22 protein-coding genes are annotated in these 24,765 nt (G+C 66.9%); 16 read left to right on the top strand and 6 right to left on the bottom strand.

What is annotated here, in order from left to right:
• Positions 1-10: 10 nt before the first annotated feature.
• Positions 11-1,174: a dihydrodipicolinate synthase family protein gene (locus tag AC2FAN_RS20885; protein ID WP_485176146.1), complete on the bottom strand. Its 1,164-nt coding sequence runs from the start codon at positions 1,172-1,174 to the stop codon at positions 11-13.
• A gap of 165 nt (positions 1,175-1,339) precedes the next feature.
• Here AC2FAN_RS20885 and AC2FAN_RS20890 point away from each other — a divergent pair, with 165 nt between their 5' ends.
• The 10 genes from AC2FAN_RS20890 to AC2FAN_RS20935 all read left to right on the top strand — a co-directional run bounded on the left by AC2FAN_RS20890 (position 1,340) and on the right by AC2FAN_RS20935 (position 10,206).
• On the top strand, positions 1,340-2,392 hold the full coding sequence (locus tag AC2FAN_RS20890; protein WP_265050305.1) for a LacI family DNA-binding transcriptional regulator: 1,053 nt from the start codon (positions 1,340-1,342) through the stop codon (positions 2,390-2,392).
• A gap of 24 nt (positions 2,393-2,416) precedes the next feature.
• Complete coding sequence (locus AC2FAN_RS20895; RefSeq protein WP_485176147.1) at positions 2,417-4,009, top strand: acyl CoA:acetate/3-ketoacid CoA transferase; 1,593 nt, start codon at positions 2,417-2,419, stop codon at positions 4,007-4,009.
• Positions 4,006-4,779, top strand: coding sequence for an enoyl-CoA hydratase/isomerase family protein (locus tag AC2FAN_RS20900; protein WP_265050303.1), 774 nt, complete (start codon positions 4,006-4,008; stop codon positions 4,777-4,779). Before AC2FAN_RS20895 ends, AC2FAN_RS20900 begins: the two co-directional genes overlap by 4 nt.
• Before the next feature lies 1 nt (position 4,780).
• Complete coding sequence (locus tag AC2FAN_RS20905) at positions 4,781-5,542, top strand: 3-ketoacyl-ACP reductase (protein ID WP_265050302.1); 762 nt, start codon at positions 4,781-4,783, stop codon at positions 5,540-5,542.
• 112 nt (positions 5,543-5,654) lie between these two features.
• Positions 5,655-6,323, top strand: a complete 669-nt coding sequence (locus AC2FAN_RS20910) for an amino acid ABC transporter permease (protein ID WP_265050301.1) — start codon at positions 5,655-5,657, stop codon at positions 6,321-6,323.
• Positions 6,324-6,330: 7 nt separating this feature from the next.
• Positions 6,331-6,981 (top strand): amino acid ABC transporter permease, encoded by a 651-nt coding sequence (locus tag AC2FAN_RS20915; RefSeq protein WP_265050300.1) that lies wholly within the window; start codon positions 6,331-6,333, stop codon positions 6,979-6,981.
• Between the two features lie 55 nt (positions 6,982-7,036).
• The gene (locus tag AC2FAN_RS20920) at positions 7,037-7,852 is read left to right on the top strand and encodes a transporter substrate-binding domain-containing protein (RefSeq protein WP_265050299.1); all 816 of its coding nucleotides are present in this window, start codon (positions 7,037-7,039) and stop codon (positions 7,850-7,852) included.
• Between the two features lie 83 nt (positions 7,853-7,935).
• A complete protein-coding gene (locus tag AC2FAN_RS20925) occupies positions 7,936-8,718 on the top strand; it encodes an amino acid ABC transporter ATP-binding protein (RefSeq protein ID WP_485176149.1) in 783 nt (260 codons plus the stop codon).
• Positions 8,719-8,726: 8 nt separating this feature from the next.
• The gene (locus tag AC2FAN_RS20930) at positions 8,727-9,908 is read left to right on the top strand and encodes an AGE family epimerase/isomerase (protein ID WP_485176150.1); all 1,182 of its coding nucleotides are present in this window, start codon (positions 8,727-8,729) and stop codon (positions 9,906-9,908) included.
• Positions 9,889-10,206, top strand: a complete 318-nt coding sequence (locus AC2FAN_RS20935) for a DUF6522 family protein (protein WP_485176151.1) — start codon at positions 9,889-9,891, stop codon at positions 10,204-10,206. Before AC2FAN_RS20930 ends, AC2FAN_RS20935 begins: the two co-directional genes overlap by 20 nt.
• Positions 10,207-10,222: 16 nt before the next feature.
• On the opposite strand, the gene AC2FAN_RS20940 is transcribed toward AC2FAN_RS20935, so the two are convergent.
• Both AC2FAN_RS20940 and argH read right to left on the bottom strand, forming a co-directional pair.
• Positions 10,223-13,231, bottom strand: coding sequence for an aminotransferase class III-fold pyridoxal phosphate-dependent enzyme (locus AC2FAN_RS20940; RefSeq protein WP_485176152.1), 3,009 nt, complete (start codon positions 13,229-13,231; stop codon positions 10,223-10,225).
• Positions 13,232-13,432: 201 nt separating this feature from the next.
• Positions 13,433-14,845: an argininosuccinate lyase gene (argH, locus tag AC2FAN_RS20945; protein WP_485176153.1), complete on the bottom strand. Its 1,413-nt coding sequence runs from the start codon at positions 14,843-14,845 to the stop codon at positions 13,433-13,435.
• A gap of 154 nt (positions 14,846-14,999) precedes the next feature.
• On the opposite strand from argH, the gene AC2FAN_RS20950 reads away from it, so the two are divergent.
• Genes AC2FAN_RS20950 through AC2FAN_RS20960 form a run of 3 tightly spaced genes read left to right on the top strand, consistent with a single transcriptional unit; the run spans position 15,000 to position 17,697 of the window.
• The gene (locus tag AC2FAN_RS20950; protein WP_265050294.1) at positions 15,000-16,115 is read left to right on the top strand and encodes an aminotransferase class I/II-fold pyridoxal phosphate-dependent enzyme; all 1,116 of its coding nucleotides are present in this window, start codon (positions 15,000-15,002) and stop codon (positions 16,113-16,115) included.
• A gap of 18 nt (positions 16,116-16,133) precedes the next feature.
• Entirely contained in the window at positions 16,134-16,751 is a 618-nt protein-coding gene (locus AC2FAN_RS20955; RefSeq protein ID WP_265050293.1) for a helix-turn-helix transcriptional regulator, read from the top strand.
• Positions 16,744-17,697: an ornithine cyclodeaminase family protein gene (locus tag AC2FAN_RS20960; protein ID WP_485176154.1), complete on the top strand. Its 954-nt coding sequence runs from the start codon at positions 16,744-16,746 to the stop codon at positions 17,695-17,697. Before AC2FAN_RS20955 ends, AC2FAN_RS20960 begins: the two co-directional genes overlap by 8 nt.
• Positions 17,698-17,828: 131 nt before the next feature.
• Here the strand turns inward: AC2FAN_RS20960 and AC2FAN_RS20965 are convergent, their stop codons facing one another.
• Both AC2FAN_RS20965 and AC2FAN_RS20970 read right to left on the bottom strand, forming a co-directional pair.
• Complete coding sequence (locus AC2FAN_RS20965) at positions 17,829-18,938, bottom strand: aminotransferase class I/II-fold pyridoxal phosphate-dependent enzyme (protein ID WP_485176155.1); 1,110 nt, start codon at positions 18,936-18,938, stop codon at positions 17,829-17,831.
• A gap of 150 nt (positions 18,939-19,088) precedes the next feature.
• The gene (locus tag AC2FAN_RS20970) at positions 19,089-20,333 is read right to left on the bottom strand and encodes a Zn-dependent hydrolase (RefSeq protein ID WP_485176156.1); all 1,245 of its coding nucleotides are present in this window, start codon (positions 20,331-20,333) and stop codon (positions 19,089-19,091) included.
• Positions 20,334-20,508: 175 nt separating this feature from the next.
• On the opposite strand from AC2FAN_RS20970, the gene AC2FAN_RS20975 reads away from it, so the two are divergent.
• On the top strand, positions 20,509-20,790 hold the full coding sequence (locus AC2FAN_RS20975) for a hypothetical protein (protein WP_485176157.1): 282 nt from the start codon (positions 20,509-20,511) through the stop codon (positions 20,788-20,790).
• Positions 20,791-20,975: 185 nt separating this feature from the next.
• Here AC2FAN_RS20975 and AC2FAN_RS20980 read toward each other — a convergent pair whose 3' ends face one another.
• Entirely contained in the window at positions 20,976-22,397 is a 1,422-nt protein-coding gene (locus tag AC2FAN_RS20980) for a M20 family metallopeptidase (RefSeq protein ID WP_485176158.1), read from the bottom strand.
• Positions 22,398-22,817: 420 nt separating this feature from the next.
• Here AC2FAN_RS20980 and AC2FAN_RS20985 point away from each other — a divergent pair, with 420 nt between their 5' ends.
• Entirely contained in the window at positions 22,818-22,907 is a 90-nt protein-coding gene (locus AC2FAN_RS20985) for a K(+)-transporting ATPase subunit F (RefSeq protein WP_149132519.1), read from the top strand.
• Positions 22,908-22,941: 34 nt separating this feature from the next.
• Positions 22,942-24,645, top strand: coding sequence for a potassium-transporting ATPase subunit KdpA (kdpA, locus tag AC2FAN_RS20990; RefSeq protein ID WP_485176159.1), 1,704 nt, complete (start codon positions 22,942-22,944; stop codon positions 24,643-24,645).
• Positions 24,646-24,765 lie beyond the last annotated feature (120 nt).

Below are 24,765 nucleotides of genomic sequence, written 5' to 3' on the forward strand. Positions count from 1 at the left end.
CGTTTCCTCCTCAGGCGACGCCGTTGAGGGCACAGAGATGCGCCATGCGGCGGGCTGCCAGATCGGGATCGACGAAGAGCCCGGACTGATCGGCGAGGCGGAAGAGATCGGCATAGTGCAGGATGCCGCGCGCGGATTCGGCGCCGCCGACCATGCGGAAATGGCTCTGGAAGCCGTTGAGCCAGGCGAGGAAGACGACGCCGCATTTGTAATGCTGGGTCGGCGCCTCGAAGAGCTTGCGCGAGAGCGCGACTGTGGGATCGAGGATGGCGTGGAAGCCGGCCCGGTCGCCCGCCTCCAGCTTCGCGAAGGCCGCGGCGGCGGCCGGGGCGATCGGGTCGAAGATGCCGAGCAGCCCGTGCGAGAAGCCCTGCGCGTCGCCTGCGATCAGCTCGGCATAGTTGAAGTCGTCGCCGGTATACATGACGACGCCCTCGGGCAGGAGGCGCCGCATCTCGATCTCCTTGCCGGCATCGAGCAGCGAGATCTTGATGCCGTCGATCTTTGCGGCGTGCTCGCGGATCAGGGTCAGCACCGTGTCCATGGCGGGGTGGAAATCACGGCTGCCCCAATAGCCGGCGAGCGCGGGATCGAACATCTCGCCGAGCCAGTGCAGGATCACCTTGCCGCGGCACTGGCGGATCAGCCGGCCGTAGACGGAGAGGTAGTCGTCCGGGCTTTTCGCGACGCGGCAGAGCGCGCGGCTCGCCATCAGGATGATCCTGCCGCCATGCTTCTCGACATGGCCGATCTGCTCCTCATAGGCGCGGATGACCTCGTCGAGGCTACGCGCGGCCTGCGGATCGAGCTGGTCGGTGCCGGCGCCGCAGGCGAGATCGGCGCCGGGCGTCGTCTTGGCCTCGGCGAGAACGCGGGAAATCAGTTCGGCGGCATTCGGCCAATCCAGCCCCATGCCGCGCTGCGAGGTGTCCATAGCCTCGGCGATCTTGAAGCCGAGACCCCAGAGGTGGTGGCGGAAGGCGAGCGTCGCGTCCCAATCCACGGCCGGGATGCGCCAGGGCTCCTGCAGCTTCAGCGGGTCGGCGACGACATGGGCGGCGGCGTAGACGGTGCGGACGCCATTGGCTGGAGCGGTGCGGGGATAAGGGGAGGGCGGCGCCAGCCGGTAGCGCTCGCTGCTGCCGTCCGCGCGGGGCAGGGTAATCTCGGCCATCGCTTCCTCCGGTGTAATTTATTGGAACGTTCCAGTTCAAGAACGCCTTTCCAGCCTTATACAAGGGCATAAAATCATTTGAAAGAGGGATATTGCATTGTTTTCGTAAGACTGATAATGGAACGTTCCATAAGAAAAAACACAAGATGCTTCAGGGATGAAACGATGTCGCAGCCGAAAGGCAGCAAGGGGAAGGTGACGATCATCGAGATCGCGGACGCCGCAGGCGTCTCGAAATCGACGGTCTCCCTCGTCCTCACCGGGCGCGGCAGCGTCAAGCCCGAGACGCGCCGGCAGGTCCAGCAGGCCATGGACCGGCTGGGCTATGTCTATAATCGCGGTGCCGCCAACCTGCGCAACGCGCAATCCCGCATCGTCGGCCTCGTCCTCAACGATCTCTCAAACCCGTTCTTCGCCGAATTCGCGATCGGCGTGGAGAAAGTCCTGCAGATGGCAGGCTATGTCGCCTTCATGGCCAACACCGCCGAGAGCGTGGTGCGGCAGGACCAGGTGATGCGCATGATGCGCGAGCATGGTGCCGGCGGCATCATCCTCTGCCCCGCGCTCGATACCCGCCCCGAGCATCTCGACTGGGCCCAGGCCGCCGATACGGCGTTGCTGGTGGCGATCCGCCGCCTGCCGGGCGCGCAGGCGGGCTTGGTCGTGCCGGAGAACGTGGCGGGCGGCAGCCGGATCACACGCCATCTGATCAATCTCGGCCATGAGCGCGTCGCCTATCTCGGCGGCATGAACTCGATGGTCGTCCGGCAGGAGCGGCATCGGGGCTTCCTCACCGCAATGGAGGCCGCCGGCCACGCGGTCGATCCGGGACTTAATCTCGAAAGCATGCCGACGCGCGACGGCGGCTTCAGCGCGATGGGCTCCGTGCTTTCGCTCAGCGACCGGCCGACGGCGGTGGTCTGCTACAACGACGTCGTCGCCATCGGCGCGATGCTGGCCGCGGCGCGGCACGGGCTCGTCGTCGGCCGCGACATCGCGATCGTCGGCTTCGACGACACCAGCGAGGCGCGCCATGTCTCGCCGGCGTTGACCACCATCGCCATCGATGCCGTCGGGCTCGGCGAGCGCGCCGCCGCGATGCTGCTGAAACAGATCGCCGATCCCGCTGCGGAGCCGGAAACCTTCATCGGCTCCGCCAATCTCGTCATCCGCGAATCCTGTGGCGCCTATCAGCGCGCGCTGGCCGCCGCCGGCTGAAACGTTCACCCAGAGACAAAAACCATGGCCTTTCCCCGCATCCTCTCCGCCGACGAAGCCGCTGCCCTGATCCCGGACGAGGCGATCGTCACCGTCTCGTCCTCTTCGGGTCTCGGCTGCCCCGACGCTGTGCTGGCGGCGATCGGCCGGCGCTTCGACGCTTCGGGCCATCCACGCAACCTGACGACGCTGCATCCGATCGCGGCCGGCGACATGTGGGGCGTCAAGGGCATCGACCATCTGGCCAAGCCCGGCCTGCTGGCGCGGATCATGGGTGGGTCCTACCCGTCCGGCCCGTCCTCGGCCGAGCCGCCTGCGATCTGGAAGATGGTCACCGGCGATGAGATCCCCGCCTACAACATCCCGAGCGGCATCCTCTTCGACATGCATCGCGAGGCCGCGGCAAAGCGGCCGGGCGTGCTGACCAAGATCGGCATGGACACCTTCGTCGACCCCAAGCACCAGGGCTGCGCCATGAATGCGCGGGCCGCGGCGGAGCCGATCGTTACCCGCGTGGAGTTCGATGGCGATGACTGGCTCTATTTCCGCAGCATCGTGCCGAAGATCGCGATCATCCGCGCTACCACGGCCGATGAGCGCGGCAACCTTTCCTACGAGCATGAGGGCGGCCTGCTCGGCCCGCTCGATCAGGCGCTGGCGGTGCGCAACAATGGCGGCATCGTCATCGCGCAGGTGAAGCGCGTGGTCGAGGCCGGCAGCCTCAACACGCAAGCGGTCTTCGTGCCCGGCATCCTCGTCGATGCGATCGTCGTCGCGCCCGACCAGATGCAGACGACGCAGACCGTCTATGACCCGGCGATCTCCGGCGAGGTGCGGCGGCCGCTATCGAGCTTCGAGACGCCGGCCTTCGACGTCGCCAAGGTGATCGCGCGGCGCGTGGCGAAGGAGCTGCGTTACGGCGACGCGGTCAATATCGGCTTCGGCATCTCGGCCAATGTCCCGCGCATCCTGATCGAGGAGGGCCAGCACGGCGCCGTCACCTGGGTGATCGAGCAGGGTGCGGTCGGCGGCGTGCCGCTGCTCGAGTTCCAGTTCGGCTGTGCCTCCAATGCCGAGGCGATCGTGCCCTCGCCCTATCAGTTCACCTATTTCCAGGGGGCGGGCTTCGACATGTCGCTGCTCTCCTTCCTGCAGATCGACAAGCAGGGCTGCGTCAACGTCTCCAAGCTCGGCGTCAGGCCGCATGTCACGGCCGGCGCCGGCGGCTTCATCGATATCACCGCGCGGGCCAAGCGCATCGTCTTCTCCGGCTATTTCAGCGCCGCGGCAAAGCTCGCCATCGCGGATGGCAAGCTCGTCATCGAGAGGGAGGGCAAGGTGAAGAAGCTGGTCGATGCGGTCGAGCACATCTCCTTCTCGGGGCCGCGCGCCGTCGCCCAGGGGCAGGACGTGACCTACATCACCGAGCGCTGCGTGATGAAGCTGACGCCGGAAGGTATCGTCGTCACCGAGATCGCGCCCGGCGTCGATCTGGAGCGCGATATCCTCGCCCAAAGCGAGTTCCCGCTGCTGGTGCCGCAAACGCCGAAGCTGATGGACGCGGCCTTGTTCGATGAAGCCCTGATCGGCCTCGAAGTCCCGGCGAGGGCGGCATGAGCGACCCGGTCCGCCTCGACATCGCCTCCGGCATCGCGACGATCACACTCGCGCGGCCGGAAAAGCTCAACGCGCTCGACGACGTCATGGTCGGTTTGCTCGGCCGCTTCGCCGATGCCATCGACGCCGATCGCTCGGTCCGTGCCGTCATCTTGACGGCCGAAGGCAAGGCCTTCTGCGCCGGCGGCGACATTGTCGCCTGGGGCGGATTGTCCCCGCTGGAGATGGGGCAGGGCTGGGTGCGCGCCGGCCACCGCGTCTTCGACAAGCTGGCGCGGATGAAGCCGCCGGTCATCGCCGCGATGAACGGCCATGCGCTGGGCGGCGGGCTCGAACTCGCCGTCACCGCCGATATCCGCATCTGCGAGGTTCAGGCCAAGATCGGCCTGCCCGAAACCGGGCTCGGCATGATCCCGGGCTGGTCCGGCACGCAGCGTCTGGTGAAGCGGCTGGGCGGACAGGTTGCGAGGAGGCTGGCTCTGACCGGCGAAATCGTCACGGCCGAGACGGCGCTCACACTCGGAATCGTCGATCAGGTCGTCGAGAAGGGCGGAGCGCTCGCGGCTGCGCAGGCCATGGCCGAGCGCATCAGCCAGCGCGGGCCGGTGGCGAACCTCGTCGTCAAGCAGCTCATCAACGCTGCCGAGAACGAGGATAGCGCCGCGATCATGGAGACGCTGGCGAGTTCGCTCGTCTCATATACCGAAGACGTCAAGGAAGGCGTCGCCGCCTTCCAGGAAAAGCGCACGCCGCTCTATCGGGGGGAATGAGATGACGCGTCCCGTCGCCCTGATCACCGGCGCAAGGCGCGGCATCGGCCGCGCCATCGGCGTCGCACTCGCCAAGGTCGGCCATGACATCGCCTTCACCGACATCGCCGAGGACGAGGCCGTCGCCGAGGCGTCGAAGCTTTTCGAAGAGGCCGGAGCCGCGGCGCGGTTCTTCAGGCATGACGTCGCCGCGGTCGAGAGCCATGCCGCCCTCGTCGCGGATGTGAAAGCCGCCTTCGGCCGGCTCGATCTCTTCGTCTCGAATGCCGGCATCGGCGCGCCGGTGCGCGGCGACATGCTGGAGATGACGCCGGACAGCTTCGACGTCGTCATGGACGTCAATCTGCGCGGCGCAGCTTTCCTCAGCCAGGAGGTCGCAAAGGCGATGCTCGCGGGCAAGGCGGAGCGGCCGGCAATGGTCTTCGTCACCTCGGCCAGCACGGAGCTGGTCTCGATCGACCGGGCGCAGTACTGCGTCTCGAAGCTCGGCCTCTCGATGTGGGCGAAGGCGCTCGCCGTCAGGCTCGCGCCGGAGGGCATCCCGGTCTTCGAGGTGCGGCCGGGCGTGATCCGAACCGACATGACCGCGAAGGTCGCAGCGAAATACGATGCGCGCATCGCCGAGGGGTTGATCCCGGCCGGGCGCTGGGGCGAGGGCGAGGATGTCGCCGCCGTCGTCGCCGCCCTGAGCAGCGGGCAATTCGCCTATGCGACAGGGACGGTGATAAACGCCGATGGCGGCTTGCTGATTCCGCGATTGTAGGGATTCTGCGGCACGGCCGAGAGAAGCCGGTGCCCGAGCCGGCCGGGAGGATTGGGATGAGGATGGCGCATGAAGGCATTCCTGCTTTCGCCGCCCCATATGGGCGGTCCGCATGAGCTATGAGTTCGATTTCGCCGACGTCTTCGCGGCGTGGCCCGAGCTGCTGCAGGGTCTGTTCAATTCGCTCGTGCTGTCGGCGGTGGCGATGGCGATCGGCATGGTGGTCTCGATCGCGGGTGCGCTCGGCAAGACCTCCGGGCCGAAATGGCTGCGCTGGATCATCGACGAATATATCGAGCTGATCCGCAACACGCCGTTCCTGATCCAGATCTTCATGATCTATTTCGGCCTGCCGTCGATGGGCCTGAAGATGTCCTCGAACACGGCGGCACTGCTGGCGCTGGTCGTCAACGTCGGCGCCTACGGCATCGAGATCATCCGCGCCGGCATCGAGAGCATCCAGAAGGGGCAGATCGAGGCGGGCAAGTCGCTCGGCATGCGGCCGCTGCAGATCTTCCGCTATATCATCCTGAAGCCGGCGATCCAGGCGATCTATCCCTCGCTCACCAGCCAGTTCATCCTGCTGATGCTGAACACCAGTGTCTGCTCGGCGATCGCGGCCAGCGAGCTGACGGCGGTGGCGGGCGACATCCAGTCGCGCACCTTCCGCAGCTTCGAGGTCTATTTCGTCGTCACATGCATGTATCTCGGCCTGTCCGTCTTCTTCTGGACAGCGTTCGCCGGGATCGAGCGCGCCTTCCTGCGCAAGCCAACCCGCTGAGGCCCCGATGCGCGTACTCGGACAAGCCGACATCATCTACATCCTCATGGCGGTGCGCTGGACGCTGCTGCTGTCCTTCGTCGCCTTCCTCGGCGGGGCGCTGGGCGGCCTGCTGGTGGCGCTCGCCCGGACCGGCGAATTCAAATGGCTGCGGATCGCCTCAGCCGGCTACATCAAGGTCTTCCAGGGCACGCCGCTGCTGATGCAGCTCTTCCTCGCCTTCTTCGTGCCGGGGCTGTTCGGCTGGTCGGTCGATCCCTGGACGGCGGCGGCGCTGGGCCTGTCGCTCCATGCCAGCGCCTTCCTCGGCGAGATCTGGCGCGGCGCGATCGAGGTGGTGCCGCGCGGGCAGTGGGAGGCGGCGACCTCGCTCGGCCTGCCCTATGCGCCGAAGATGGCGCTGATCATCGCCCCGCAAGCGGTCCGGATCGCGATTCCGCCGACGATCGGCTTCCTGGTGCAGCTCATCAAGGGAACGTCGCTGGCCTCGATCATCGGCTTCGTCGAGCTGACGCGCGCGGCGCAGATCATCAACAACGCCACCTTCCGGCCCTTCACGATCTTCGCGCTCGTCGCGCTGGTCTACTACATCATCTGCCGGCCGCTCTCGGCCTACAGCAAGAGAATGGAGCAAAAGCTCCTCGTCGCCGCGCGCTGAGCCTGCTCGGAACGCGTTGATGCAATACCAGCCTACCCTCAGAGGAGAACGTCCCATGTCCCTGTTTAAATCGATTTGCCGTCGCGGCTTCGGCGCGTTGGTCTTCGCCGGCCTCGCCGCTGCCTCGCTTGCCCCGGCTCACGCCGCCACGCCCGAAGAGATCAAGGCGCGCGGCAAGCTGATGGTCGGCGTTCTCACCGACTATCCGCCCTTCGGCGGCACGGACGCCCAGCAGCAGCCGGCCGGCTACGATGCCGATGTCGCAGCCCTGCTCGCCAAGTCGCTCGGCGTGAAGCTCGAGCTCGTGCCGGTGACCGGCCCGAACCGCATCCCCTATCTGCTGACCAACAAGGTCGACGTGCTGATCGCCACCTTCGGCATCACCGCCGAGCGCCAGAAGCAGGTGCTGTTCTCGAACCCCTACAGCACGCTGACGATCTATGTGCTCGCGCCCAAGAGCGTGAACGTCAAGACACCGGAAGACCTGAAGCAGGTCACGATCAGCGTCGCCCGCGCCTCGACGCAGGACACCGCGATCAGCGCCGTCGCCCCGCAGGGCACGCCGCTGAAGCGCTATGACGACGATGCGACCGCGCTGCAGGCGCTGATCTCCGGCCAGGTCCAGGCGATGGGCGCGAGCAACACCATCCTCGCTCAGCTCCTCAAGGACTATCCGCAGCTCAACATCGAGCCGAAGATCACGCTCCGCGAGCAGGCGAACGGCATGGCCTTCCGCAAGTCGGACACGGCGCTTGCCGAGTACTCTAACAAGTTCATCGCCGAGATCGAGGGCAATGGCGAGCTCTCGAAGATCAACCAGAAGTGGTTCGGCATTCCGCTGACCAAGCTGCCGGCGATGCCGCAGTTCTGATCCTGCAAGACATGCGCCCGGCCCCGGCCGGGCGCATCCCCAAGGGCTTTCGAGAGCCTGTCATCCAGAACGGTTTTTGCCCGATGTCCGCGACCGCCCCTTCCGCCGACCATGAGATCGGCGACGTGATGATCGAGATGCGCAAGGTCGACAAGTTCTATGGCGACTTCCACGTCCTGCGCGATATCGACCTGACCGTGTCGCGTGGCGAACGCATCGTCGTCTGCGGCCCCTCCGGCTCCGGCAAATCGACGCTGATCCGCTGCCTCAACCAGCTCGAAGAGCATCAGAAGGGCGAGATCGTCATCGACGGCACGACCGTCCATGCCAAGCTCAAGGGCATCGAAGATGTCCGCCGCGAGATCGGCATGGTGTTCCAGAGCTTCAACCTGTTTCCGCATCTGACGGCGCTGGAGAATTGCACGCTCGCGCCGATGAAGGTGCGCGGCATTGCCAAGGCGGAGGCCGAGGCGAACGCCCGCAAGATCCTGGAACGCGTCCATATCCCCGAGCAGGCGCATAAATACCCGGTCCAGCTTTCGGGCGGGCAGCAGCAGCGCGTCGCGATCGCGCGTTCGCTCTGCATGAACCCGAAGATCATGCTGTTCGATGAGCCGACCTCGGCGCTCGATCCCGAAATGGTCAGTGAAGTGCTCGACACCATGGTGGAGCTCGCGGAGAGCGGCATGACCATGATCTGCGTCACCCATGAGATGGGCTTCGCCCGCAAGGTGGCCGACCGGGTGATCTTCATGGATGCCGGCGAGATCGTCGAGGTCGCGCCGCCCGAGCAGTTCTTCTCGGCGCCGCAGAGCGAGCGAACCCGCAAGTTCCTCGGCCAGATCCTGCACGCGCAGGCGCATTGAGCCAGCCCATGCCCGATTTGTCGCCTGCCGGCCTGCAGCGCTGGACTCATGGGACGCTGATCCCGGCCTGGATCGACCGTTCGGTCGATCGCAAGGCCGGCGGCTTCATCGAGGAGTTCGCGCCGGACGGACAACCCGTTGCGGCACCGGATCGCAGCGCGCTGACGACGGCGCGGCTGGTCTACACCATCAGCCATGCTGCCCGGCTGAGCGGAGACAAAGCGGCGCTGGAGGCCGCGCAGCACGGCTTCGCGCTCCTGCTGAAGGCGCATGAAACCAATGGCTATGTGCCGAAGCGTTTCCGGCCCGACGGAGCCGTAAGCCTGGCGCGCCGCGACCTTTACGATCTCGCCTTCGTGCTCTTCGCCTGCGCGCATTATCACCGGGCCACCGGAGACGCGTCTGCGCTGCGCCTCGCCGGGGCGACGATGGACCTGATCGAAAGCGAGCTCGCCGCTCCGCTCGGCGGCTATGCGGAGGATGATCTCGGCACGCTGCCGCGCCGCCAGAACCCGCATATGCATCTGCTCGAAGCCTTCCACGCCCTGGCGGAAGCGACCGAAAACCAGCGCTGGTACGACGCGGCCAACGGCATCGTCCGGCTCGCGGCCGAGCGCTTCATCGACAGCAATGGCACGCTCGGCGAGTTCTTCGACACGGACTGGCAGCCTGTCGCGGGCGATCCGGGACGGCTGCGCGAGCCCGGTCACCAATTCGAATGGGTCTGGCTGCTGCACCATCACCATCGGCTGACCGGTTGGGAGAAGGCGCCCGCGCTTGCGGAGGGGCTTTATCGCTTCGGGCTCGCGCAGGGCCTCGACCGCGACCCGGCCTATCCGCCGCTGGTGCTGGATGGCGTGGACCCCGAGGGTAGGATCGTCGCGCCGACGAAGCTGCTCTGGCCGCAGACCGAATTCATCAAGGCGCTCGGTGCCCGCGTCGAGTTCGCTGCGGACGAGGACGCGGCGGCGAGCCTGCCGCGCCATGTCGAGCTGATGTTCCGTCATTTCGTCGATGCGCGGACCGGGCTCTGGCACAACCAGCTCGACCGTGCCGGCCAGCCTTTGCCGGTATCGCTGCCGAGCCGCGTCCTCTACCATCTCTTCCTGTGTCTGGCCGAGACGCTGCGGGTCATGCCGCCGCGTTCGGCTTCGCATGGGGAAGTCGGCGATGGAGCAACAGCGAACTGACCCGGCCGGTTTTCCGGTCGTCCGCGATGCCAGCGGCGCCTTCGTGATCGATGCGGAGCGGATCGCGGCCCGCTTCGGCTGGTCGTCCGCGGAATGGCTGGGCATGCAGCGCCGCGGCCTCGTGACCAGCCGTGTCGAGCGCGGCGAGGCCGAGGATCACGGCCGTTGGCGGCTCTCCGTGCATTGCGGCAACCGCCGCTGGTTCGCCATCGTCTCTGAGGACGGCGCCGTGATCGAGGAAAAGCTCGACTTCCTGCCGTCCCCGCCGCATCGCGGCCGCAGCCTCCGGGAAGGCTGAGCCAGGGCTTTGTCTCTCAGCGCGAGGCCTCGACCTCGCGCAGGCAGATATTCAGCCGGTCGAGGATCATCTCGACATCGTCCGCGCCGACCGTCAGAGGCGGCCGGATCTTGAGGATGTTGTCGGCCGGCCCCTCGCGCCCGACGAGGATGCGCATGTCGCGCAGGCGGTTCATGACATGGGCCGCCGCGTCGGTCGCGGGCTCCAGCGTCTCGCGATTCGTGACCAGCTCCAATCCGAGGAAGAGGCCGATGCCGCGGACGTCGCCGACGCAAGGGTACTGCTCGGCGAGCTCGCGCATGCCGGCGAGCAGCTTGTCGCCCATCGCCTTGGCATTGGCCGAAAGCCCTTCCTCCTCGACGATGTCGAGCACTTCCGAGGCGATGCGGCAGGACAGGTTCGAGCCGCCGAAGGTCGAGAAATATTCCGGTCCCTCCGCGAAGCGCTCGGCGATGGCGCGGGTGGTGATGACCGCGCCGATCGGGTGGCCGTTGCCGAGCGGCTTGCCGAGCACGACGATATCAGGCTGCACGGCCTGTTGCTTGAAGCCGAAATAATAGTCGCCGAGGCGGCCGAGTCCGGTCTGGACCTCGTCGGCGATGCAGATGCCGCCGGCGGCGCGGATGCGCTCGTAGACGGCCGCGAGATAGCCGGGGGGCGGAATGATCTGGCCGCCGACGCTCGGGAAAGTCTCGGCGATGAAGCCGGCGACCTTGCCGCCGCGTTCCGAGATGGCCTGAAGCGCGCCGTCGACCTGCTGCGCATAGTGCAGCGCCCGGTCGGGATCGTCGCGGCGGAAGCGGCCGCGATAGTCGTCGGCGGCGTCGACGAGTTGCACCCAGGGCTTGCGGCCGCCCATGTTCGGCTTGTTGAACTTGTAGGCGGAGATGTCGATCGCGCCGGTGGTATTGCCGTGATAGCCGTGATCGGGCGTGACGATGTCGTAGCCGCCGCTAGCCGCACGAGCGAGGCGTAGGGCCAACTCGTTCGCCTCCGAGCCGGAATTGACGAAGAAGCAGATTTCCAACTCTCCAGGCAGCTTCCCAGTCAGCCGCTCGGCCAGCGCCATCGGCGCGGGATGCAGGTAGCGCGTGTTGGAGTTCATCCGCGCGAGCTGGTCCATAGCCACCTTCCGGATGCGCGGATGGGCATGCCCGACATGCGGCACATTGTTATAGGCGTCGAGATAGGGCCGGCCCATCGCGTCGAAGAGATGGTGGCGCCAGCCCCGCAGGAAGGTGATCGGCCTGCTGTAGCTGAGCTTGAGGTTGGCGCCGAAGCGGGCCCTGCGCTCGGCGAGCAGCGAGGCCTCGTCGATTGCGCGGTAGGCGACGACTTCGTCGGGCAGGTTGAGCAGTGCGGCGGGGTTCGGGCAGATCGCCTGCCACAGCGCCCAATCGTCGGGATCGGCGACGCCTGGCCAGTCGTGCCCCATGCCGTCGAGCGTCAGCGCGAGCTGGAAATGCAGATGCGGCTCCCAGCCGCCATTCTCCCCGGCCGGGCCAAGCTTCGCGAAAGCCTCGCCTGCCGCGATCTCCTGGCCGGGCTTCAGCTTCGCGGCGCCATCGGCGGCGAGGTGGCCGTAGAGCGTGTGGAAGACGTCGCCCTCGGGCGTGCGATGCTCAAGAATGACGACGCCGCCATAGTCGAGATGGCCTTTGCGGTTCTCGGCCAGCGCGACGCGGCCGGCCAGCGGCGCGCGGACGGGCTCACCCGCGGGGGCGAAGATATCGACCGCCATATGGATCGTGCGGCGGTTGGAGGCGAGCCAGGGGCCCTTGCGGAAGGCCTTGTCGGTGTAGACCAGCCGCGGCTCGCCATACTGCCCAAGCCACCATTCGGAGGCGATGCCGATGGCCGCCCCGAGGTTCCGGGCCTCGTCAGCACGCATGCTGAACGGGTTCTGCGGAACCGTGGCCTCGGCGACGGCGAGCGAGCCGACCGCCAGGCCGTCGAGCGCGCGGCCGAGCACAGGCGCGAAGCTGCCGCGCTGTCCGGCGATCCAGCTTGCGATGCGGCCGGCTGCGTCGGTGACCGGCAGGCCGCAGGCATTGCGCAGGCGAGCACCCATCAACTCGCCGTCGATGGCCGGATTCTCCAGCAGCCGCCAGGCCGGCGCCTGCGAGATCGTGACATAGGGATCGTCCGGGCGGCCCCTGGCCTCGATCGTCGAATTGACGACGCTGACGGCCAGCCGCATCCGGACGAGCGGCCAGATCAGCCCGATCTCCTCGGCGCTCAGGGCTGAGACGGCGTGATAGCCGGCGACGAAGGCGGCGAGCGCCGCTTCCGGTGTTTCGTGGTCGAGGATGGCATAGGCGGCGGCGATGGCGATCTCGCAGACGCGCGGGCCGGTGGTCATGTCGCCGAAATCGATCAGGCCGCTGATGCGCGTGGGCTCGCCGAGGCGTGGCTGGACGAGGATGTTGAAGTCGTTGAGGTCGTTGTGGAGGGTCTGCCGAGGCAACTGGTCGAGAGCAGGCTGCAAGGCCTCGTAGGCGGCGACGATCGCCGCGACGAGCGCGCGACGTGGGCCTTCGAGCACATCGAGATGCGGCTTGATCCAGCCCGCCTGGGTCAGGTCCCATTTCGCCGCATCGGGCGAAGCCGTGACCTTGAAATCGCGCAAGGCGAGATCGAGCCGCGCGGTCAGCGCGCCGAACTCGGAGAGGACGGCGGGCGGCTGCGGCCCGGCTTCGCCCATCGGGATACCCTCGAAGGCGCGCTGGACCCAGACCATGCGCTGGCGGCCCTCAGTGTCCGCGACGTTCTGCCAGAAGCGTTTGCCTTCGGCCGGCAGGAGCCGTGGCAGCGGCAGCGTCGGATCGGCGGCGAGCGCGTGGCTGATCGCTGCGCATTGCTGGTCGACGAGCGCGGGCTCGCCGCTGGGACGCATCGCCTTGACGATCACGTCACCCTGCGCGGTCCGGCCACGGAAGTTGAGATCGTATTCGCCACCGAGCTGTCGGAGAGCGCCGACGACACCGAAATCATTCGCGATGTCGCGCAACCAGTCATGCTTCATCTCAAATCTCCCAGCCGTCCCCCTTGACGAGCCCATTGGCCTGCCGGGGGATGCGTCGAACCGTTCACGTCGGCCTGACCGACGTCGCGTTATCAGCGAAAGGACCGGCGACGATATCCTCCGCGAGGAGGATTGCTTCTGCCATTGCGGCCGCGATTTTCTTCAGTCAAGGCGGCGGCGCGACCGCGTCTTCGATCGTGCTCACCGATCGTCGTCCGTCAGCCAGCGCTGCTTCGCTCGCTCGATCGCTTCGCGCACGGTATCCGGCGCGGTGCCGCCATAGCTGCGGCGGCTGCGGACCGAATGCTCCGGCGCCAGCACCTCAAAGACCGCGGCGCTGATGCGCGGATCGACCGAGCGCATGGCGTCGAGGTCGAGCGCCTGCAGGGTGCAGCCCTTGGCTTCGGCGAGCGCTACAATGCGGGCGGTGACGTGATGGGCATCGCGGAAGGGCATGCCGACCTCGCGCACCAGCCAGTCGGCGAGGTCGGTCGCGGTCGGGAAACCGCGATCGAGGAAGGCGCGCATGTTCTCGGGTCGGACCGTCAGGTCGCGGACCATGCCGATGGTCGCGCCGACGCAGAGTTCGACGGTTTCGAGCGCGTCGAACATCGGCTCCTTATCCTCCTGCATGTCCTTCATGAAGGTCATCGGCAGGCCTTTTATCGTCATCAGCAGGGCGGTGAGCGAGCCGACGACGCGGCCGGTCTTGCCGCGGACAAGCTCGGCGGCATCAGGGTTGCGCTTCTGCGGCATGATCGAGGAGCCGGTGGTGAAGGCGTCCGACAGCGCGATGAAGCGGAAGCCGTCGCTGCACCAGAGCGTGATCTCCTCGGCGATGCGCGAGAGATGGACGGCCAGCATCGAGCAGCAGAACAGCAATTCGCAGATGTGGTCGCGCGAGCCGACCGAATCCATCGAGTTCTCGGTCGGCCGGGCGAAGCCGAGCTCAGCCGCCGTGAACTGTCGGTCGATCGGGAAGGCGGTTCCTGCCAGCGCGGCGGCGCCGAGCGGCGAGACATTGGTCCGCTCGCGCGCGCCGGCTAGCCGCTCGCGATCACGGCCGAACATCTCGACATAGGCCATCAAATGGTGGCCGAAGGTCACGGGCTGAGCGACCTGCATGTGGGTAAAGCCGGGCATGATCGTCTCGGCATGCTCGCTCGCCCGCTCGATCAGCGCGCGCTGAAGCTCCTGGACCGCACCGTCGAGCCCGTCGATAGCGTCGCGCATCCAGAGACGGACATCGGTGACGGCCTGGTCGTTGCGGCTGCGCGCGGTGTGCAGGCGCCCGGCCGGCTCGCCGATGATCTCCTTGAGGCGTGCCTCCACATTCATGTGGATGTCCTCCAGGTCGATGCTGAATTTCAGCTCGCCGCGGTCGATCTCGCCGCGGATCTGGTCGAGCCCGGCCTGGATGCGCTCGTTGTCGGCGCTCGCGATGATGCCTTGGCGGGCCAGCATCGCGGCATGGGTTTTGGATGCGGCGATGTCCTGCCGGTAGAGCCGGTAGTCGAAGCCGATCGAGGGGTTGATCCGCCGCATCACCTCGGCCGGGGCGGAGGTGAAGCGCCCGCCCCACATCTTGTTGGCGCCGGGGGTCTGGTCGGACATGATGAGGCTCTCCGGGAGCAGCTGTGACGAGGCCATGCAGGGATAGCAATCGGAGATTGGACTGTAAATTCCAAAATTGACCTTGACGTCCAAATCACGCCCATCATACTCGCATGAGAGCTGCGGCCGGCCGGGCCGCCACGGGATGGGCAGCATGAAGATCGAAGAATTCAGCCTGGAGCGTATCCAGTCGCTCTACGAGAACACCGTGGAGTTCAACCTCTCGGATAGCGGCGTCCATCCCTATTCGCTCAACGAATTGCTCAGCGCCGAGCAGCGCGCGACGCTCATGGATGTCGAGCTCGGCTATGGCTGGACGAACGGCGCGGTCGAATTGCGCGAGGACATCGCCAAGCTCTACCGCAACCGCAGCTCCGACGAGGTGATCGTCACCAACGGTTCGGCCGAAGCCAATTTCCTGATGGTGATGTCGCTGATCGAGCCCGGCGACGAGATCATCGTCTTCGCGCCGAACTACCTGCAGATCTGGGGTTGGGCGCGTGCGATCGGCGCCACCGTGAAGGAAGTGAAGCTGCGCGAAGAGCTGGGCTGGACGCCCGATCTGGACGAGGTTCGAAAGGCGATCACGCCGCGCACCAAGCTGATGACGATCTGCAATCCCAACAATCCGACCGGCAGCCTGCTCTCGCGCGAGACGATGGACGCGCTCGTCGAGATCGCCCGGGCGCAGGGCTGCTACCTGCATGCCGACGAGGTCTACAAGGGCGCCGAGCTCGAGGTCGATGAGCCCCCGAGCTTCGCCGATCTCTACGAGAAGGCGATCATCACCAGCGGGCTCTCCAAGGCCATGGCGCTGCCGGGCCTGCGCATCGGCTGGCTGGTCGGGCCTGCCGCGGATATCTACACGGCCTGGCAGAACAAGGACTACACCTCGATCACGACCAGCGCGCTGAGCGAGCAGATCGCGCGTATCGTCGTCCAGCCGGCCAAGCGGGCCGAGATCCTGCAGCGGAGCAAGACCATCCTCCGGGAAAACCTCGCATTGCTCACGAGCTGGGTGAAGGCGAACGAGGAGTTCTTCTCCTTCGTGCCGCCCAAGGCGGGCGGCATGGCCTTCATCAAGTACAGCCACTCGATGAACTCGACGGAGCTGGTGCATCGACTGCGCGAGGAGCGCGGCATCATGCTGCTGCCGGGCGACGTCTACGGCCTCGACGGCTATATCCGCATCGGGATCGGCGCGCCGGGCGAGCATCTCTCGGCCGGGCTCGAGCGGCTCAGCGACTATCTCAAATCGCAGCCGCGCTGACGCGCCGGAGGGTCGAGCATGACGCCGGAACTCGCTCCCTACGTGCCGATCTGCGATGCGGTCGCGCTGCTGTTCCGGCCGCATGCGGAGGTTGTGCTGCACGATCTGGCATCGCAGAGCGTCGTCCATATCGCCGGGAACTTTTCGCAGCGCGTGCTGGGCGAGCCCTCGCTGCTCGACGAGATCGGCTTCGATCCCGACGAGACGACGATCGGCCCCTATGAGAAGGTGAACTGGGACGGGCGGCGGCTGAAATCGATCAGCGTCGTGCTCTCGGCCGGGGGCAAGGCTGCCGGCGTGCTCTGCATCAATGTCGACGTCTCGCATTTCCATGCGCTGATGCAGACACTCTCCGCCTTCGCGACCGTGCCGGCCGGCACCGAGAAGCCGCAGGCGCTGTTCAAGGAAGACTGGCACGAGCGCATCAACGAGTTCGTGCAGCAATGGACGCAGGCGCGGGGCCTGGCCGTGACCAATCTCAGCCGTGCCGAGAAGCGCGAGCTGGTCGCCGATCTCGCCGCCAACGGGGCTTTCGGCGGCCGCAATGCCGCCGCCTATATCTCGCGTATCCTCGGGCTCGCGCGCGCCACCGTCTACAACTACCTCAACCAGGCCAACGGATCGCCGGATGCTTGATCTGACGCGGGCCGAGATCGAGGCCGCCGTCGATCTCGACCGGGCCTTCGTGGCGCTGGAGGACGGGTTCAGGGCGGCTTCGGCGGGGCGCGTGCAGATGCCGCCGGTCGGCTATCTCGGCTTTCCCGCGCATAACGGCGATTGCCATATCAAGTTCGGCCATATCGCTGATGATCCGATCTTCGTGGTCAAGATCGCGACCGGCTTCTACGACAACCCCGCCAAGGGGCTGCCGACGACGAGCGGCATGATGATCGCGCTCTCGGCCGAGACCGGCGCGGTCGTCGCCATCCTGCGCGACGAGGGCTGGCTGACTGACCTGAGGACGGCGCTGGCGGGCGCCATTGCGACGCGGGCCGGAATGCGGGCCGATGCGTGCCGGATCGGGATCGTCGGTGCGGGCACGCAGGCGCGCTTCCAGATCCGCGCCGCCGCGCATCTGCTGCGTGAGCGCGAGCCGCGCTTCGCCGCCTGGGCGCGCTCGCCCGACCGGCTCGAGGCATTGCGGCGCGATCTGGCAAAGGATGGCATCGCCGTCGAGCCGATGGCCGATCTGGAGGCGCTGTGCGCGCAATCCGATGCGCTGATCACCACGACGCCGGCTGCCGAACCGGTCATCCGCGATGAGTGGATCGGGCCGGGGCTGCATATTACTGCGCTCGGGGCCGATGCGCCGGGCAAGCAGGAGCTGGAGACGGCGCTGGTCGCGCGCGCCGATATCCGGATCGCGGATTCGCTGGAACAGAGCCTCGACCATGGCGAGTTCGCTGCGGCTGCGGCCGGCGGGCTGATCGGCCGAAGCGATTGCGTCGAGCTTGGGGCCGTGCTGGCTGGACAAGCGCCCGCTCGCCGTTCCGATCGCGACATCACCATCGCCGACCTGACCGGGCTCGCGGTTCAGGACATCGCGATCGCGCGGGTGGTGCTGGACGGTATTGCGCGCTGAACGGCTATCCCGTGAACAGGGCAGGGCGTCATTCTCGGGCTTGACCCGAGAATCTCTGGAAACCGAGGCGCAGGAGCCTCCTGCGGCAGGAGATGCTCGGTTCAAGCCCGAGAATGACGGCAGGGCCGTTGTCAGCCCTTGTGCCGCCCCAGAAAACGATCCAGCCGCACCAGACCCTCCTGCAGCGTTTCGGTCGGCACGCCGATCCCGATGCGGATGTGGCTCTCGATGCCGAACCAGCTTCCGGCGACGACGAAGACGCTCTCCTCCTCGCGCAGCTTCTGCGAGAAGTCCTCGGACGACATCTCCAGGGGATAGCGCAGGAAGGCCATGCCGCCGGCTTCCGGGCGACGCCAGGACCAGTCGTTGTGCCGCGCCATCCAGTGGCCGACGAGATCGGCGTTGGTGCGCAGCAGATCGCGGCCGCGCGAGAGCAGGCGCCCGCGCGTCTCCGGGCGCATGACCTCCGCCGCTAGTATCTGGCTGAGGATGCCGCTGCCGATGGTGGTGTAGTCCTGCCGCTCGGCGGCTGCCGCGACGACGTCCGGCGATGCGACGATCCAGCCGAGCCGAAGGCCGGGGCAGGCGAAGGATTTCGACAGGCTGCTGGTGATGACGACCTTGGGATAGGTGCCCCAGAGCGTTTCGGTCTCCGCGCCGTCGATCTCGCCGCCGCGATAGATCTCGTCGACGATCAGCCAGGCGTCATTACGCTTCGCGGCCTCGACGAGCGCCGCGCGGCTAGCAGCGGAAAGGACGCTGCCGGTCGGGTTGGCGGGGTTGGTGACGGCGATGGCCTTGGCACCGGCCGCGATATCGGCGAGGCGCGCGGGGTCGATCTGCCAGTCGCTCTCGCCGGAGAGTTCGAGCCTGCGGATATCGAAGCCGAGCGCGCGGCCGAGGCCGTCGATCTGCATAAAATTGGGCAGGGCAAACACGAGCGCGTCGCCGGGCTCGAACAGCGCCATCAGGGCGATCATCGTCGCCTCCGACGAGCCATTGGTCACCAGCACGTTAGCGGCGGTGGCGCCCGGATACCAGGAGCCGATGTTGGCGCGCAGGTCCGGCCGGCCGTCGGTCCAGCCATAGCCGAGCGGCTGCCTGAGCAGGTCGCGCGCGGCCTCTTCGCCAAGGATATCCTCGATCGCCCAGGGGTGGACGCCGCTTTCGGTCAGGTTGATCTCGACGTCGTTCTCGAAGAGCGTCTGGTTCCGCTCCATCTGGAAAATGTCGAACTTCACGAAAGCCTCCGGCCGATGCGGCGTCGGTGCCCGTCGCATGAGCCGGGCGTCACTCGCGATCTGTGAAGCTCTCCGCCGGCAGGGTCAAGTCAATTTTGGACAATAAGTCCAATTTGGACTGATTGTTCATGTGATCGCAAGGGCTGCCCCTCAGCGATCGGCTCGCGCCACCACGGCCCGCAGCAGCACGTTGAGACCGGGTTCCAGATCCTCGCGGGTGCTGAGCTCGTTGTTGTTGTGGGTGATGCCGTTCTTGCAGGGCGCGAAGATCATCGCGCTCGGCGTATGCCGGGCAAGGAAATAGGCGTCGTGCCCGGCCTGGCTGAGGATGTCGCGCGTGCGGTAGCCGAGACCGAGCGAGGTTTCGCGGACCAGGCCGATCATCTCCTCGGCGAAGACCTTGCCGCCCCAGCGCCAGGTGTCGAGAATCTCGATGCCGCAGGAGGCGCGGGCGGCGGCCTCATGGGCGGCGCGCAGCATGCGCTCGGCCATGACGGCAGCGGCCTCCGGGTCGGCATGGCGGACATCGCAGGTCACCTGCGCCCAGTCCGATATGATGCCCGGCTTGTTCGGCCAGGCGACGAGGCGCGCTGCCGTCGCCTTGCCGCCGCTGCCGGCGAACTCCCAGCCGAGATCGTCGACGGCGGTCAGCAGCCGCGCGCCCGCGGCCAGGGCGTTGCGGCGCTTTTCCATCGGCCAAGGGCCGGTATGGGCGGTCTCGCCGCGGAACTCGACGATCGTCCCGGTGCTGGCGTAGCCGCCGGTGACGACGCCGACCTGGAAGCCCTCGCGGTCGAGGATCGGACCCTGCTCGATATGAAACTCGAAATAGGCGTCGAGCGGCGGCGGGGCGGCCTGAGCCTCGCCGGCATAGCCTACGCGCTGAAGCTCCTCGCCCATCGACTTGCCGTCATCGTCGCGGCGCTTCTGCGCCCAGTCGAGCGTGTAGACGCCGGTGAAGACGCCGGAGCCGACCATCGGCGGCGAGAACCGGCCGCCTTCCTCATTGGTCCAGTTGACCAGTTCTAGCGGGCGGCGCGTGCGGTGGCCGATGGCATCCAGCGTGCGGATGACTTCGAGCCCGCCAAGGACACCGGCGATGCCGTCGAAGCGGCCGCCATTCACCTGCGTGTCGAGATGGCTGCCCATCATCACAGGGGGAAGCGAGTCGTCCTTGCCGGCGCGGCGGGCGAAGATGTTGCCGATCGCATCGACCCGGACGGTCAGGCCGGCCTCCCGGCACCAGGCGACGAACAGATCGCGCATCTCCTTGTCGGCATCGCCGAGCGCGAGGCGCGAGAGACCGCCGGGACGTCCGACGCCGATCTCGCCCGAGCGTTCGATCGTCGTCCAGAAGCGCTCGATATCGACGCGTGCAGAGGCGGGAAGGGGCATCGGGCTGGTCCTCGGATCGACTGGCTTGACGCGAAACTCTGGCCGGCGGAAGCCGCCGCAAGCAAGGGCCGGCGGCGCATCGCGGCAGTTGCCCAGGTCATGGCTGCAATTCCGCATGCCTTGCCGGGAACCTCGGGGACCCTATATCGGTTGCCCAGCCATGTTCGAATCGCCCATGCCTACGCCCAATTTCCGCTTTCCCGGTGTCCTGAATTCCCAGGAACTTCTCGTCGCAGAAGCCGTCCAGGCCAGAGCCTGGGCCGCATTGGGGCATGACCAGAGGCTCGATACCGAGCTCGAGACCGAGGCGCGCGATCGCCTCGGGCGCATCATCCTGCAGTTGATGTCGAGCGGTTCCGGCTCGGTTTCCGATCTCGCTGCGGCCGCCGTCGCCGCATTCAAGGCGACCCGACCGGCGATCCGCGTCGATGTCGCCGCCCAGCACCGGCGCGGCTGAGAATTCTCCATAGCGCCTTGCGCGGCCGCCTTGTCGGACGGCCGCGCAGGATGAGTTGACGTCTCAGCGCACCGAGACATCCAAGCCGAAACACGTCTCACCCAGCGTTCTGATCGTGCCGGGATTGGCGCCGGCAATGGCCTTCGATCGGCCTTCGGCTCGGTGCGCGCTCCGCCGCGAAAGGCTCAATGCGCGGCCATGTCGAGCGGCGGCTCGACATCGTCGGTGATCGGGTTGGCGAAGGGGTTCCTGGCGCGGAAGGCCGCGAACTCGTCCTTCGCCGCCTCGAGCAGAGCGGGATCGCCCAGCACGTCCGAGGCGACGCCGGCCATGGCCTTGGCGGCGAGCGCGAGACCCTTATGCGCGGCAGGAGCGAGGCCCTGCGCCACGAGCTGCCAGGAATGGCCGGGCGTGCCGACGGCGTAGCAGGCGGTGCGGCACTGCACGGTCGGGACGACCCAGCTCACCGTGCCGACATCGGTCGAGCCGACCGAGGTGTCGCTTCCGGCGCCGAGCGGGTAGATCTCGTCGCTCAGCGCCTCGCCGGCTTTCGGCTTCATGCCGAAGCGGGCGTAGGCGGCGGCGATGTCCTCGGCGCTCAGCGTCTTCTGGAACTGCGCGGCGAAGGCATGGTCGGCGGCATCGAAGCCCGGGCCGCCCAATGCCTGCAGGTTGGCATGCATCGTTTCCTCGAGCGGACCGTTGCCGATGAGGTTGGCGTCGCCCGATAGCTGCTTGGCGACGACCGTGGTCTCGCTCATCAGCGCCGCACCCTCGGCGATCTTCTTCACGCGGGCGACGAGGTCCCACATCTCGGCGAGCGTGGCGGCGCGGATCAACTGGCGTGTGGTCGCCCGGGCCTGGACCACGTTGGGCGCGATGCCGCCGCTGTCGATGATGGCGTAGTGCACGCGCGCCGTCGAAGGCATGTGTTCGCGCATGTAGTTGACGCCGATATGCATCAGCTCGACGGCGTCGAGCGCCGAGCGGCCGAGATGCGGCGCCGCGGCGGCATGCGAGGCGCGGCCGCTGAAGGTGAACTCGATCTCGACGCAGGCGAGCGAGAAGGGCCGGTTGACGCCGTTGAACGAGGCCGGGTGCCAGCACAGCGCGATGTCGACATCGTCGAACGCGCCGGCGCGGACCATGAAGCCCTTGGCCGAGCCGCCTTCTTCCGCCGGGCAGCCATAATAGCGCACGCGGCCCTTTATGCCGTTGGCTGCGAGATAGTCCTTCACCGCGGCGGCGGCGAGCAGCGATGCCGAGCCCAGCATGTTGTGGCCGCAGCCATGGCCGTTGCCGTTCTTCTCGACCGGGGCTTCGCTGGCGACGCCGGCTTCCTGGCTCAGCCCCGGCAGCGCGTCGTATTCGCCCATGATGGCGATGACCGGACCGCCCTCGCCGGCCTCACCGATGACCGCGGTCGGAATGCCCGCGACACCGGTCGTGACGCGGAAGCCCTCGCTTTCCAGCATGGCACGATGCTCGGCGGCCGAGCGGACCTCCTGGTAGTTCAGCTCGGGCATGTGCCAGATGCGGTCGGAGAGCCCAAAATAGGCCGGGGCCTTGTCGTCGATCAGACGCCAGACGTCCTTGCTGTTGCTCATGGGAAGGCTCCTCCTGCATGGGCCGGTCTGCCCAAATTCGCGCCAGCTTCTGACACGGCGCGAGGGCGGGTCACAAGCGACGCCGCGACGGGCTTCCCTGCGTTTTCGGCAGGACCGGCGCCTCGTGGCTGCTGCGGCGCCGATCATAGGCGCGGCTTGGGCGTGCGGAAATTCCTATAAGTTCTTTATTTCCCCGCGACCGCCCCCGTCTCGAACGGCTATGGCCGCAGCGCGATATTCGCCCCGAACCGCCGATCCCATCGCAATGGCATCGGCGCTCCCCGCCGACGCTCGGTCGGCGGCCGCGATTTTCGGGGTTTTCTGATGATGGACACCATCGCACTCGCCATCGGGCTCGTCTTCTTCGGGCTCTCCTTCGCCTATGTCGCCGCCTGCGACGCGCTCTAACGGGAGGCGGAGATGCTTCTGGACCATGTCCTCGGCGGGGCAGTGACGCTGTTCCTGCTCGCCTACCTCACCTACGCGCTGATCCGCCCCGAGCGGTTCTGACGACGGTTTGCCTCTCACATTCGGAACCTCATCCATGACACTTAACGGATGGATCCAGATCCTGCTCTTCTGCGGGATCGTCGTTGCGCTTGCGCGGCCCATCGGCGGCTACATGACTCGCGTCTTCGCCGGCGAACGCACGCTGCTGTCGCCTGTCCTGAAGCCGGTCGAGCGGCTGCTCTACACCTCCGCGGGTACGCATGAGGACGAGGAGCAGCACTGGACCGGCTACGTCGCGGCGATGCTGCTGTTCAACCTGGCGGGCTTCCTCGTGCTCTACGCCATGCAGCGTGTGCAGGACGTCCTGCCGTTGAACCCGGCGGGGATCGGCGCGGTGCCGGCGGACCTCGCCTTCAACACGGCCGCGAGCTTCGTCGCTAACACCAACTGGCAGAACTACGCCGGCGAAAGCGCGATGTCGTACTTCACCCAGATGGCCGGGCTCGCGGTGCAGAATTTCGTCTCGGCGGCGACGGGCATCGCGATCGCGGTCGCGGTGATCCGCGCCTTCGCGCGCCGCTCGACCCGGACCCTCGGCAATTTCTGGGCCGATCTCGTCCGCTCGACGCTCTATATCCTCCTGCCTCTGTGCATGATCGGGACGCTCGTCCTCGTCTGGCAGGGCGTGCCGCAGAACCTCAGCCCCTACACCGTCGCGACGACGCTCGAAGGCGCGCAGCAGACGATCGCGCAGGGGCCGGTCGCCTCTCAGATGATGATCAAGCATCTCGGCACCAATGGCGGCGGCTTCTTCAACGCCAATGCGGCGCATCCCTTCGAGAACCCGACCGCATTCACCAACCTGATCCATATGGTCGCGATCTTCGCGATCGGCGCCGGCCTGACCAACGTCTTCGGCCGCATGGTCGGCAACGAGAAGCAGGGCTGGGCGATCTTCACCGTGATGGGCCTGCTCTTCGTCGCCGGCGTCGTCGTCTGCTACTGGGCCGAGGCCTCGGGCAACCCGCTCGTCCAGGCGCTCGGCCTCGACGGCGGCAACATGGAAGGCAAGGAGGCGCGCTTCGGCATCACCCTCTCGGCGCTGTTCGCGGTCGTCACCACGGCTGCCTCCTGCGGCGCCGTCAATGCGATGCATGACAGCCTGATGCCGCTCGGCGGGCTGATCCCGCTGATCAACATGATGCTCGGCGAGATCATCATCGGCGGCGTCGGCGCCGGCTTCTACGGCATCATCCTCTTCGTCGTCATCGCCGTCTTCGTCGCCGGCCTGATGGTCGGACGTACGCCGGAATATCTCGGCAAGAAGATCGAGGCGAAGGAGGTCAAGATGGCGATGCTCGCCGTGCTGTGCCTGCCGCTCGCGATGCTCGGTTTCACCGCCGTCGCCGTCGTGCTGCCGGACGCCGTCGCCTCGATCGCGAATCCCGGACCGCACGGCTTCTCCGAGGTGCTCTATGCCTACACCTCGGCGGCGGCCAACAACGGCTCGGCCTTCGGCGGGCTCACCGGCAACACGGTCTGGTACAACCTGACGATCGGCATCGCCATGCTGATGGGGCGCTTCCTCGTCATCATCCCGGCGCTGGCGCTGGCGGGCTCGATCGCGGCCAAGAAGACCGTGCCGGAATCGGCCGGAACCTTCCCGACCCATGGGCCGCTCTTCATCGGCCTGCTCATCGGCGTGATCGTCATCGTCGGCGGCCTGACCTTCTTCCCGGCGCTCGCGCTCGGCCCGATCGTCGAGCACCTGGCGATGCTGGCCGGCCAGAGCTTCTGAGGAACGGTCCATGCGCACCGATACCGGGCCACGCCCCTCCACCCTCATCTGTGGAGCGACGATCGCGGTTCTGCTGATCGCCATCGTCTTCCACACCCTCTCCCTTCTTCTCGCCGCGGT

This window comes from Allobosea sp. RIT-PG3_2, assembly GCF_057321085.1.